The following is a 12,344-nucleotide window of genomic DNA, read 5'->3' on the forward strand; positions in this document are numbered from 1 at the left end:
GGGCCAGATCTATTCCAGAGAAACCTGCTTGGTCGCTTCCGCGACGCTCCCGGTAGGTAGCGGCATGCCTGCTCGCATTCCGGAGCTCCAGGGTGCAATGCACTGCACCGTAATGGAAAGAGTTCATCGCTGTCGTCACCATACCGTCCTTGCTAGGGACGAGCAGTTGATAAACAACCACTCAGGATGGTGAGGTATCTATGCAGATTATAAAGCAGATTTGGGAGAAGTTCCAGAGGGTAGCGGAGCTGACATTGGAGGCTCTGGGAAAAGGGATCGACCTTTTAAGCTTCGAGGAGGAGCTCTGGCGGGAGCTTAGCAACCTGGGAGAGGTTAAAGATCGATAAGGTTACCATTGCGGAAGAGAAGCATAGGCTGAGGAAGGTGTCGGGTGAGGTGTTAGATAATCTTCCTGCTTTATGGGGTCCGGTGACTCCCCTGAACCTTGTGCTCTTAAAGGTTTAATAAAGGTTTGCCCGGCGAAAGCTAAGGAAAATCAAGGCTTCCCGGGCCGCGCGGGGCATAGACTGAAGCCTTTCCAGGGTACGCCGAGCGCTTGGGAATCAAGGGTTTGCAAGAAGGTACATACAGCGCAGATTGACAATCGGATTGACAACAGTTTTGGGGAGAATTTACAGCAGAGAAGGCCCTGCCCTTTCTTTAAGGCGGGGCTTTTCCGTTTTCGAGACTGATGGAGTTGGGGGTGACGGACGTGAGGAAGCTGCGCAGGGAGACGAAGAAGGTGAAGCTCGAAAGGCTCCTTCGGGAGCACGGCGGTAGGGTACCCATCGACCTGGCGGCCAAGGAGCTCTACGGCAGGGACGGGGAGCTAGAGAGAGAGAAGGTGATCCGGCTGCTCTCAGCCTACCGCGCAGATGGCATTTTAAACTGCCGCGTAAAGAACCTGATGGTGACAACAACGTTTTAAGCTTAAGGCACGGGCTTGGCCCGTGCCTTAAGTGTTTCTCTTTTGCTCCAGGCGTTGCAACAGACGTCTTGTTGGTCCCTTTAAAAGGTTGTTGATGCGCTCGGGTAGCTGTTCAGGCGGTATCCCGCGGATGTAGTCAGAAAAGAAGAAATGCAGTGGCCCAATCTCACTGAACCGCAGGCGGACACCAACGTTTACTTCGGGGTCCGGAAGGTAGCCAGACTGCCCAGAGGAGAGAGAAATAACACTTTCTGCCGTTAACCTGACAGACAGGTCACTGAAAAGAAAAGCTGCTAGAGCAATTAAACCCATCAGTTTTGAGTGTCTTCTTAAAGAGAGACGATCAAACATCATCCAAGATGTTGTTTGGGAAGGAAAAGGAGAATATTGCCGTATAAACCTGTCCTGGTAAAATTTCACCAGCTCGGTAGCAGAGACGACACCAAGAAGGTAGCCCAGGATGATGTTTTTGTCGTCAACCAGAATCATCCGTGGCACTTTGTACTTGGGCCAGTTCAGGAAGTTGCTCTCCCACAATACCCTTAAGCGTTGCGCAGGCGGACGTGCTTCCCCGCTAATATCGAAAAGGTCGGATACGTCGTGATATATCACGCTTACCTCCCCGGTTAGTGAAGCAACATACTCAAAAAGCAACACTTCCAGGGGGATCGACAGATCCCCGACCGAAGCAATGTCCCAAAAATAACTAAAGTACAAAAACAAAAACTCGATTTCTTGCTTGTTTATCAGACTAAACAGGATATCGCGAAAAAGGCTTAGCTCTTTACTTAAGAAACCGCCGTTAAGAGTCCTTGCAAGTTTCCGGAACGCAACGCACGTGTCGGGGGTTAACGGGCGCGTGTAATTCTCAAGCGCAGTCAGGTAAGACGGAGACAAGTCGCACAACTGCGCGACTTCCCTTGCGGACAACCCCGCAGCGGTGCGGGCGAGACAGACCGCGCGGAAAGGATGGAAAATAGATGTACACGACCTGCGGTTTACCCACTCGGAGAAGTCTTCCAACAGGGCGTCTTTCCAATACTCCGGCGGGACATTTTCGCGCCTGCCTCTTCTTGCCATCTCTGCATGCCTCCCCTACAGGGATAGTTTCTCCTCTTAGAGATACTTTCTCCTCCGTCGTCGTTTTATCCTCGCAAACAAAGCTAATTTTTATTTAGCACTTGACTACAGAATTTGTGTTCGTCTACAATTACAAGTAGAAGCAGCCTCCCGCCCCGCCCCGTGAAAGGGGCGGCCCGGGGGCGGGGAACGATCTTTGACAAATAAATAACCGCCCGCACGGGCCGAGCCGGGTGGGTGCCCGAGGCCGCCTCCGGGAAGGGGGTGGCATGGGGGCGGTGCGTGAGCGAGAGAAATGCAACACATGCTCTTGCATGTGTTCACGTGTTTTGCCGCAGGCGGGCCTTCCCCGCCTGCTGCGGGGGGAAGGGGGCTTTCCTTCCTCCCCCCCGCAAGAGGTGGGAGGAGGAGGTGAAGGGAGTGAAGAGAGTGCGTGAAGAAGTAGTGAGAAAGATACGCACGCTCAGCGAGAAAGAAAGAGAAAAAGTGCAAGAGATATACTTGCACCAGGGGGCAAAGAAAGCGCGTGCTTACTTGTTCCGCAGGCACAACATAAAAGCACGCGCCGCAGAAGTGAGGAGAGCACTACACATCAAAAAAGACAACAGCTACAACGTGCACAAAGCGTTATGCAAGTTGGCCTGGGCCGCCGCCGGGTGGCGGACACAGGCGTGGTACAAGCAGAACACAACTGTGAAAGACGCGTTAGTACAAGCGGAGTTGTTGAAGTTTAACAAAACCGCCGGGGCATTAGAGCGCCCGGTTGTTCACTAGCTAGTTCTAGTTTATCACGATTTTTTACGCGCGTAAAGGGGACGCGGGGAAATCCCGCGTCTTTAACCCCCGGTGTTTCGGAACACCTTTATCGAAGAGCGGGAAAAGTAACGCAAGAGTAACGCTTGCAAACCATATTTGTTGGCGGGGGGAGACGAAGTAACGAAAGTAACGAAGTTACCAACCTCAAACCACAAAAGGAGGTACGGGAAATGAGAGAAGACGCGTTGCGGAGACTAGAAGCCCTCAAAGAAGCAGGTAGAGAGAAGAAGCGCATCGTCCTGTCGCAGGACGACCTCGCGTTTCTCGCTTCCTTACCGCAAGACGAATACGAAGCGTTTAAGCTCGACCTTTACTCCTTCGCTTTTTTAAATTCCTGGAAGATTATACCGGAAGAAACACTGGACAAGCTGGTAAACGAATTGCTTCTGAGAAAGTTAAACGCTTTAACCGCCAGGCCGCTGACTGAGTTCATTCCCTCTGCTCCTGCCGGGCTGCTGATGCCGCCCGGGTTCGTCATCGAAGCCGGTTGCCTCTTCCTCGACCCCCGTGAAGCCCTGGGCGCCGCAGAAGACGAAGGACTAGTCCGCAAGATCGCCGAGCCGGCGGTGTATCTCGAAAAGTTTATCTTTTCGCGCGGAACCCGCAAAGAAGTATATATCGCGACATTCAGAGAGCAGAGGCGCATCGAACTTAAGCCCACCGACGTCGAGGCTGGCAAGATCCTCCCGTCAGCGAAAAACGCGGGCGTCAGGTTACACGACCCTTGGATTTTCTTCAGTTACATACTGTCTTTCCGCGACCTTAATTGGCAAACACTGTCCGAGAACGAGATGAAAGAAGCTGAGCAAGAAACCAGCGCTCTGCCAAGGTTGCTAGATGCGCTCCGCGAAGCCATTCTGCGGCAAAAGGTAGAAGTACGCACCGCGACGCTCCGGTGCGGCGAGCGCGTCCTGGCCCTGTGGCCGCTAGACTTCCAGCGTCTTGCGAAAAGCGTGGGCCTGACGGACGAGCAAGCTCTTCAAGCACTCGCAGATGCACGGATACTGGTACTCTCCGCCGCAGGGGAAAAGAAAAGACCGATGGCCGTGGGCGCGAAGCGCGTGCGGATGGTTGTTTTGCGAGAGGGCGCCCTGTTCTTGCCGGACGAAGACAAGATCGTGGAGATCCCTCACCCAACCCCGAAAGAGCAGAGACTTTAGGTTTGCCGGGGGCTTCCGGCGGGCTCCCTCCTTTCCTTTCCGCGGAAGGCCCGGTCTCCCGGGAGCAGCTGGGAGACCGGGCCTTTTCCTTTTTGGAGTTTGGAGGCGGCTGAGAGAAAGGAGGAAAGGCAGGTGTGCCGACGCCGGAGTACGCCGAGAAAGCCAAGAAAGTGAGGACGGCCTTAAGTTTCTTAACCGATGAGCGCTCGGGCGTCCACCCCGCCGCCCTGCCCGTTTTGGGCTTGGCCGCCCTGGGCCTGGGGCTAGGGAGTTGGCGGGAACACCAGGAGCTGTGCCTGCTAGCGCTGGCCGGGGCGGTGGGCACGAGGCGGCGGGAAGGGGAGCTGAAGATGGAGCGGAACTTCGCAAGGGACACGAAAGCCTTCCGCGCACCTGGAAAGCAGGAGGAAGAAGCGGGCAAGGTGCAGAAGGCGCAGAAAGAAGCTCGCAACCACCGGGGAGAGCGGATGAACGCAACGACGTGGCGCTGGAAAAGCGACAAGAGAGTCTTCCTGCTGCCCGTCGAGTTGGTCGATCATGCAAGACAGCTCTTCCACCTGAGCCGGGACCTGCTGGCGGCGGTAACAACTCTGTATACAGAGAACCCCCGCGAGGACGGTAAGGTGGTTACGAGCTTCCGGCAGTTATGCAGAATGCTGCGAATCCAAACTTCAGGCAAGGTCTATGAAGAAATGAGTCTAGCTTTCGCAATCCTCCGGATGTTCACAATCCAGCACCAGGATTTAGTGCTGGAGCTAGACAAGCAAGGCAAAGCAAAAAAGACCGGAGACTACACTTTTGGTTTTGTAGACACGGTAGGGGTCGTAACCCGGGTCCGGAACGAAAAGACCGGGAAGCTGGAAGAGGTGCCTCTCCCGAAACGGCAAGTGGAAATTCAACTCTCCAAGTATTATACGGCGCTACTCCGCACCCGCGCCGGCGGCAAGGACCTGCTCTGTTCCGTGCCGGTGGCGGCGCTGGAGGCATGCAGGAAGCTCGGCAAGCGGCAGGTCAGACCAGCAAAGGACCTGGTTTACTACCTAGCCGGGCGTGGCGGGCGGGCCAGGGTCAAGCTGGAGACGCTGGTCGAGGTGCTGGGTGTTCACCCGAGGAAGCCCTGCGAAGCGCGCAGGACCTGCGAGAACATTCTAAACGCACTCAAAGACCAGGGAGTGCTGGAGTACTCCGCCACCGGAGACCTGTACGAGATTACCCTGGTCAGAGAAGGAAAACCTACCAGGGAAGAGGAAACTGCGGAGGAGAGATAGAAAAGATACCCCTATAGGGCGGCTCTCTAAGAAAGAGCCGCCCTATAGCTCTTTCTTAGAGAGCTTCTTAAATATATTCTTAGCCCGCCGGTCGAACCCTGGAAGCCTTGTGGCCCTAGGCGCGGAAAATCCTTCCAGGCGCTATTAGGACAATAGATCGGCGCTATTTGTACAATAAAACGGCGCTATTTGTACAATAGCCCCTTTACCCTACCCCGTAAGGGATAGGGAAACCCTTTTCCCCCTGTGCGTTCCCCGGCACACGCCCGCCGGGGTATCTTTCCCGTACCCTTGAGGGTATTTTGCGGTAGGAGGTGGTCTTTCTGGGAGAGCGTTCCAGCCTGGTGGCGGCGGCGTTTGCGGACGCGGAGCTTGAAAAGTCGGTGCTCGCGGCGCTGGCGAGGGACGAGTCGGCGTTCTACAGCTACGCGGAGGACTACCTGGTGCCCGAGGTCTTCAGCGAACCGGGCAACCGGGCGAAGTTCCTGGAGCTGGTGGAGGCGTACGGCTCCGGGAGGCCGGTCCCGGAGGTGGAGGGCGAGCCCGCGGCCGACCTGGCTTCGGCGGTGGCGCGGCTCTGCGACCTGGCCCAGAGGCGCAGGGCGGCGCAGGTCATGGAGAAGTTCTGGCGGGACCTGGGTTCCGGGAAGGCGGTCCAGGACGCGCTGGCCGAGCTGGTGGAGCGGGCGACTGAGGCGCAGCAGGCGGTGAAGGCCCTGGCACCCGGGGAGGTGAAGACTGGAGCGGAGCTGCTGAGGGAAGCGGTGGGCGCCTTGCGGGAGCAGAAGAGGCAGAAGGAAGAGACCGGCAGGGAGACGCCGCACCCGGCGTTTGGGAAGGGCCTGTGGGCGCTGGACGACCTGCTCGGCGGCATGCAGCCGGCGGTGTACGCGCTGGGCGGCCAGCCTGGTGTCGGTAAGACCTTCTTCAGCATCTTTTGCGCTTCGCGGTACCTGGAGGCGGCGGAAGACACCGGCGTGGTCTGGGTTGACGTCTACGAGACCCGCCCCGCCTGGAAGCTCGCGGTTTACCTTGCCTGCGCCGTGCTGGGCAGGTGCCCGCAGCTGTACGAGCGGCTGGTGGCCGACCCGCAGGAGTTGCTAGAGGGTCTGGGTGCCGCTCGGGTGCTGGAGCGGTTTGCGGTGCTCACCGCCGAGAAGAGCACCACGCTTTTGAACATCCGCGGGGCCGTCCGGAGGCTCATGGCGCAGCAGGGGGTCAAGCGTGTCATGCTGGTGGTCGACTTTATACAGAAGTTGGCAAACCACACTTCCGTCGCCACTGGCCAAGACCTGCGGCTCCGGGTGGCCTCGGCGGTTTCCGGTCTCACCACATTGGTAAACATTTGCCAGGGACCGGTGTGGTTGATTTCGTGCGTGGCGAAGGACGCTTACCGGCGCGGGGCGAAGGACGAGGCTTCGGTTGCGGATTTCAAGGAAGCTGGTGAGGTGGAGTACACGGCGGACGTGGGCCTCCAACTCCGGTGGGCGGACGACAAGCGCAACTCCGACCCCGACAGCGCCGTCAAGGCGCTGAAGCTTTTCATAGTTAAGAACCGCTTCGGCGGTGCGGGTTGTGTTGACGTCTATAGCGTGCAGACGGAGTGCAGGTATACCCAAAGCGATCCGGGACAAATTTCCAGACCGGCGGAGCTCCGGGTGAGGGGGGAGCTGGACCTGGAGGATATTCCGTTCTGATCTGCTTTGCTGGCCGGGCGGGAAAGCCCGGCCTTTCTGTTTTTTCTGTTTTTGGGGAGGTGTCGGTGCTTGCCGGAGTTTGCCCTGCGGTACCTCGGGCTTGGCTGGTCGGTGATACCGTTGCACACCCCGGACCCGGCCACGGGCGCGTGTTCCTGTCGGCTGGGCAGGGAGTGCGGCAAGAATGCGGGTAAGCACACCCGGCTGAGTTCCTGGAAGGAGTTCCAGGAGCGGCTGCCGACTGGGGAAGAAGTGCGGGAGTGGTGGGAGAGGTGGCCGGACGCCAATGTCGGCCTGGTGACGGGAAGGCTGAGCGGCGTGGTGGTGCTGGACCTGGACGGCCCGGCGGCGGTGGAAGCGGTCAGGGAGAAGGGCGGGTTTCCGGAGACTGCTGTGGTAAAAACCAGCAGGGGCTGGCACTACTACTTCCGCTACCCGGACGGCGTGGAGAGGGTGCCTTCCCGAGCGGGTGTCCTCCCTGGCGTGGACGTGAGGGCGGACGGCGGCGTGGCGGTGCTCCCCCCTTCGCTGCACGTGAGCGGGGTCCGGTACTCCTGGGCCAAGGGGCGCAGCCCCTGGGACGTGCCGCTCGCGGAGCTGCCGGGGTGGTTGCTGGAGTTGTTGCTCCGTGAGGCCGAGGCCGGGAAGGGAGAAGAGAAGGAGCACAAGCTAGACGTCTCCCGAGTCCTGGCCGGCGTGCCGGAGGGCCAGCGGGACACCACAATCTTCCGTTACGCCTGCCGTTTGCGCGCGCGCGGGCTGGACTGGAAGGAAGCGAAGGCCCTGGTGCTCGCCGCTGCCGCCGCTTGCAGGCCGCCCTTTCCGGAGAAGGAAGCGCTTAAGTGCTTGAAAAGTGCCTGGAAGTACCCGCCGGGTACGGCCCGGAGGCTGGCGGAAGACCGGGCCAGGCTCCCGGGGAGGGTGGCGGTGCCTGAGGACTGGGACCAGGAGCTTCTGGTGGTCACGGCGGACTGGGAGCTGGCAAAGCAGGCATATGCCGCAGGGAAGGCCGTGGTGGTGGCCTACCCGGACCTCTCTTTGCCGCCCGCAGCTGCGGAGCTCCTGCGGCGAGCGAAGGGAGTGGAGGTTTTGGCGGAGGAAGATGGAAAGACCAGGTTGGAGTGGGCGCTGCGGCCGCTGCTGCTGGTCAAGAGCGCGCCGCCGGTCGTGGACAGAGAGTTCCTGCCGGAGCGGGAAGAGTCGCGGGAGGAAGAGCAGGAACAGGAAGCGGAGCGGGAGCTCCTGGTGTGCTTGGCTCAGGAGGAGTCCCGGCTCCTGAGTTCCTTCCCGGAGCTCCCGGAGGAAGTGGCCCGGCTCCAGGCGGGGCTGGACGGGAAGCTGAGGGTTGCCCAGGCGCTGGAGGAGAAGCGGAGAGCGGTAGAGGAGTACCTGGCGGCGCTGCGGGAGCTGGTGCAGGGACAGGCAGAACTGCGGGGTTCCGGTCCTGGCTCCGTCCTGCCGGACTCACCGTCCGGCCCGGAAGGGGCGGGAGACGACTGGGATTCTTTTGCTCCTCCGTTGACAGAAGAAGAAATGGCGGAGCTGCGGCGCTCATTGACAGCGGACCCGTTTGAAGCCTTAAGGGGGTGAGACTTTGAAGAAAAGCAAGGTGTTGGATCTGGAAGCCGCGCGTGCGGCAAAGGAGAAGCCCCAAGGTCTGGGCGTGGACATCGAAGAGATCCTGCTTAAGGTCTGTGGAGACCGCCTGGTGCCGGTCCACGAGAAGTACACCCGCATGATCGCCGAGGAAGCCCGGAAGCGCTACCCCGGCGACTGGAAAAAGCAGAGAGCTTTTGTGAACGGCGTGTTCTGGGGTTTGGACATTGCGCGCGAGTTCGGAGAAGACGTCCACCGCGCGTTGCTGGAGAACACCGATGTCGTGCAAAAGCTTGTAAGCGAAGCCCTGGACGGTTTGGAGAAGACTTAAAGTAACCCTGGGCTTTCCCGGCCCAGGGTTTTTGTTTTTTAGAGCTCTTTCCCAGCCCCCAGACCTGGCCGGGAAGGAGGTGGAGCAGCGGCCAACATTGGCCAACGGGCGCGGGGAGGGGAGCCGAAAAACAAAAATCCAGGAGGAGGATGGTACCATGCGCAAGCTCTTCGCGGTGTTCTTGAGCCTTGCGGTGCTGGCGGTGGCGTTTGCGGGCTCTGCGGGGGTGGCGGCGGCGTCCACCTGGGAGATCGCGCTGCCTCCGCCGCCTGCGTACGCTGCGTGCGGCGTGTACTACGCCACCGTGCCGGTGGTCACCGCCGGAAACCACGTCATGTACGCTTCGCTCCGCGTCGGCCACGGTGGCACAGCGTACCTGTGCTACTTGCCCGACTCCCCCCTGTCCGCTGCGTCCGACCCCGGGGCGGTGGAGGTCTTCACCTCCCGCGCGGAGAGACGGGGCGCTTTTTACGCTCTACCCGTAAGCGGGCTGCGCTACGCCCCCTGCCGCGTCCTTGCCGTGCGGTTGCCGGGGCTTGCCGTGGACGGTTTCGACACCGCAGAGCGCCCGCGGTGCCTCTGCAACCCCTGCCCCGGCGGGGGGATGCCCGCGCTGTCCTTCTACGCCGATGGCGGCGATCCGCTGCTGGTCGTACTGCTGCCCCCGCTCCACGTGCCCAACCTCGTGCCCTGCCTGCTGTCTGTCCGCGCCGCCGCCGATCTCGCGGGCTTCGCTTCCCGCCTCGCGGAGTCCGGCACTACCGTCGCGCCCGGACCGGACCTGCTGGGCGTGTACTTCCTCGACTAACTGGAAGCCCCCGGTGCTCCCTGCCGGGGGCTTCTTTTTTTTCGGCAGGTGCCCTTGGGTCGTGGGGAGAATTCCCCTAGCTAGTGAGAGTGAGGAGGTGGGTTCCGTGAAGAAGTCTTTGCTGCTTGCCCTCTTTTCCGCGCTCGTCTTAACCCTTTCTGCCCTGCCCGCCCTCGCGGGCACGGTGGCCGAGCCGGTCGCGAGGTTCGTGGTTGACCAGCGCACCTACTGGGTGAGGGGCGAGCCCAGGCAGATGGACGTGGCGCCCTTCATCGAGAACGGGCGGACCTACGTCCCCGTCCGCTACCTCGGCTACGCGCTGGGGGTGCCGGAGAGCGGCATCGGCTGGAACCAGGCGGAGAGGAAGGCCACTCTCACCAGAGACGGTACCACTGTCGAGCTGGTGGTGGGGCGGAGTTCCTACCGGGTCAACGGCCAGGAGAGGGGTATGGACGTGGTTCCGCTCCTGAAGGATGGGCGCGTGTTCCTGCCCGCCCGCTTCGTCGCGGAAGCCCTGGGCTACAGGGTGGCCTGGGAGCTCTACTCCCGGCAGGTGGTCGTCCTGACGCCGGGGTACGAGATCGACATGGACCAGGCCCGGGCCGGGACCCTGCAGCCCCCGCCCGGGGCGGTGGCCCCGCCCGGCAAGTGGGGCTGGGAGCCGAAGGGCGCAAGGATCGAGTTCAGGGTGGGCAGCCGCTACGCCACCGTCACCCGCCCGGACGGGAGCACCTACCAGCTCGACCTGGGGGCGGAGTGCGTGGTGGTGACGAAGCCGATAACCGACCGGAGCATCATCCGCAAGTATCCGGAGGTCTACCCGGAGGGCACCTATGTGGTGATGCCCGAAGACAGCGAGTACACCACCGCCTTCTACATCCCCTTCATCCCCGTGGCTAAGGCCTTCGGCGTGCCGGAGCGGAACATCGCCTGGGACGGGGAGCACCTGGCGGTGTTCGGGTACGGGGGGGACAAGGAAAACTACCAGGTATTCACCGTGGGGAGTAAGGAAGTCGTGGAAAAAGCGGGCGGCGAGGCTTTCTCCTACCAGGGGCTGAGTTCCCCGCTCTTCGTGAAGGACGGCGTGCCGATGGTGGCAGTCAGGGCTGGCGAGTGTGATGTATCTGCAATCCTCTTTGCCCAGTTTTCCTCCGCCAGCAGGGACGGAAAGGCCCCCGGTGTTGTCAACGCCTACATCGGCGGGGGCTACTTCTACTATGAGTCCGGCACGGCCTACGTCTCCGTCTCGCGAGAGGACTACGGGTACACCCCCGCCGGGTAATAAGCAGGGCCGGAACCGGGACACCGGATAACGCATATCTATCCGGTGTCCTTTCTTTTTTCTTTTTGGTAAAATCTCGCTGAGGAGGGATGCGGGTGGAGCGGACATATGTATCATCGAGACTCGCGGTGCTCTTCGTTTCGTTGTTCCTCCTGGCAACGGTGTCCCCCGCGCTTGCCGCCGACTGGCTGAGGGACAAGCCCCAGCCCCCCTCCGTCTACGCGGAGCGGGGCTACACGGAGTACACGCGCAAGCACTACGTGGACTTCTACTACAACGAGGGGGCGGGGGAGAGGCCGCTCTTCAGCGGCTGGTGCTGCGTCTTCGACAGGCCGGGCGAGGTCGTGGGCCTGACGGCGGTGGGCCCGCAGGACCCGGCCCGGCGGCAGGCCGATGACTACCTGCCCGCGCTCGGCGTGCCGCAGGTGGATGGCTATTACATCGTGTCCCCCGCCTACTGGTCGATGCCCGGCGTGGTCCCGCCCGGTGCCGCGCTGCCGATGGTCCCGGACAAGTCCTCCGAGTGCGTGAGGGACATCCCGGTGAGGACGTACCCTGACCCCACCGGCCTCGACCAGGGAGACACCATCCAGGACCCCAAGTGCTTCAAGAACGGTGCTCCCGGCGACCCTGGCTTCGAGGCGGGCGGGTACAGCAGCGAGACCGGCTACCACTGGTTCGCCACCGGCCCGAAAGCGCCCGTCGACCTGACCGAGGAGTACGCCAGCCTGATGTTCATGGCCGACAGCACCACGCGGGCGAAGGTGGTGTTCGGCTACCGCTACAACCTGATGGTCACCGCCCTGGAGGGGGCGGGGCCGGGTACCTTCAGGGCCACCTTCGTCAACGAGACGCCGTTCCTGGCGCACGACGTGCGCCTGCGGGCTTACGTGGTGCAGGACGGGAAGTGGCAGCTGGTGGCCTCCACCAGGACGGACATCGGCCCCGTGGCTCTGGGGGACGGGAAGGGCGGGTTCCAGCCATCCATGCCGCCCAGGCTCGGCCCCGGCGTGACCAGGGGGGAGGGGCTGGCGTCCAACGCCGTCACCTGGACCTTCAGCATCCCCCGCCGCAGGGGGAGTACAGGCTGGTGGTCTCGGCGGACCTGGCCTTCACCGAGGACGGCACGATGGTACCCGAACCGCTGGCCTCCCGGACCGCCTACGGCGTCTGGGGTGCCATCGTTTCGCCGCTCACCGGCGACAGGATGGAGGTCGCCTGCAACCCGGACGTCGCCCGCAGGTGGGGCCACCCCGATGTCGGCAACCCGTACTCCGACAACTGGGCGGAGCTCGGGGGGCTGCGCGGTGCGTCCCCGCCCCCCGGCGGCGGTGGCGGCGGAGGGGGCGGCGACCGGAAGTACAACCTGAGGGCCGAG

The 12,344-nt window shown here is 61.5% G+C and carries 12 protein-coding genes; 11 read left to right on the top strand and 1 reads right to left on the bottom strand.

What is annotated here, in order from left to right:
* Positions 1–200 precede the first annotated feature (200 nt).
* Both ACTLLP_RS03035 and ACTLLP_RS03040 read left to right on the top strand, forming a co-directional pair.
* Positions 201–347, top strand: a complete 147-nt coding sequence (locus ACTLLP_RS03035) for a hypothetical protein (RefSeq protein WP_441061777.1) — start codon at positions 201–203, stop codon at positions 345–347.
* A 365-nt stretch (positions 348–712) separates the two neighbouring features.
* On the top strand, positions 713–928 hold the full coding sequence (locus ACTLLP_RS03040) for a hypothetical protein (RefSeq protein ID WP_441060609.1): 216 nt from the start codon (positions 713–715) through the stop codon (positions 926–928).
* Between the two features lie 27 nt (positions 929–955).
* Here the strand turns inward: ACTLLP_RS03040 and ACTLLP_RS03045 are convergent, their stop codons facing one another.
* A complete protein-coding gene (locus ACTLLP_RS03045) occupies positions 956–2,008 on the bottom strand; it encodes a helix-turn-helix domain-containing protein (protein ID WP_441060611.1) in 1,053 nt (350 codons plus the stop codon).
* Positions 2,009–2,428: 420 nt separating this feature from the next.
* Here ACTLLP_RS03045 and ACTLLP_RS03050 point away from each other — a divergent pair, with 420 nt between their 5' ends.
* From ACTLLP_RS03050 to ACTLLP_RS03090, 9 genes are all read left to right on the top strand, one after another.
* Positions 2,429–2,782 carry a hypothetical protein gene (locus ACTLLP_RS03050; RefSeq protein WP_441060613.1) on the top strand — a complete coding sequence of 118 codons (354 nt, stop codon included), beginning with the start codon at positions 2,429–2,431 and terminating at the stop codon, positions 2,780–2,782.
* 212 nt (positions 2,783–2,994) lie between these two features.
* A complete protein-coding gene (locus ACTLLP_RS03055) occupies positions 2,995–3,984 on the top strand; it encodes a hypothetical protein (protein WP_441060615.1) in 990 nt (329 codons plus the stop codon).
* Between the two features lie 134 nt (positions 3,985–4,118).
* The gene (locus ACTLLP_RS03060; protein ID WP_441060617.1) at positions 4,119–5,252 is read left to right on the top strand and encodes a hypothetical protein; all 1,134 of its coding nucleotides are present in this window, start codon (positions 4,119–4,121) and stop codon (positions 5,250–5,252) included.
* A gap of 443 nt (positions 5,253–5,695) precedes the next feature.
* Complete coding sequence (locus ACTLLP_RS03065) at positions 5,696–6,949, top strand: DnaB-like helicase C-terminal domain-containing protein (RefSeq protein ID WP_441060619.1); 1,254 nt, start codon at positions 5,696–5,698, stop codon at positions 6,947–6,949.
* A gap of 69 nt (positions 6,950–7,018) precedes the next feature.
* On the top strand, positions 7,019–8,539 hold the full coding sequence (locus ACTLLP_RS03070; protein WP_441060621.1) for a bifunctional DNA primase/polymerase: 1,521 nt from the start codon (positions 7,019–7,021) through the stop codon (positions 8,537–8,539).
* Between the two features lie 4 nt (positions 8,540–8,543).
* Entirely contained in the window at positions 8,544–8,876 is a 333-nt protein-coding gene (locus ACTLLP_RS03075) for a hypothetical protein (protein ID WP_441060623.1), read from the top strand.
* 157 nt (positions 8,877–9,033) lie between these two features.
* Positions 9,034–9,684 (top strand): hypothetical protein, encoded by a 651-nt coding sequence (locus ACTLLP_RS03080; RefSeq protein ID WP_441060624.1) that lies wholly within the window; start codon positions 9,034–9,036, stop codon positions 9,682–9,684.
* Between the two features lie 106 nt (positions 9,685–9,790).
* The gene (locus tag ACTLLP_RS03085; protein ID WP_441060626.1) at positions 9,791–10,966 is read left to right on the top strand and encodes a copper amine oxidase N-terminal domain-containing protein; all 1,176 of its coding nucleotides are present in this window, start codon (positions 9,791–9,793) and stop codon (positions 10,964–10,966) included.
* Positions 10,967–11,055: 89 nt separating this feature from the next.
* A complete protein-coding gene (locus ACTLLP_RS03090) occupies positions 11,056–12,336 on the top strand; it encodes a hypothetical protein (protein WP_441060628.1) in 1,281 nt (426 codons plus the stop codon).
* Positions 12,337–12,344: the final 8 nt, after the last annotated feature.

The organism is Desulfothermobacter acidiphilus (genome assembly GCF_052073645.1).
In the GTDB taxonomy this organism is placed as follows: domain Bacteria; phylum Bacillota; class Desulfotomaculia; order Desulfotomaculales; family Ammonificaceae; genus Desulfothermobacter; species Desulfothermobacter acidiphilus.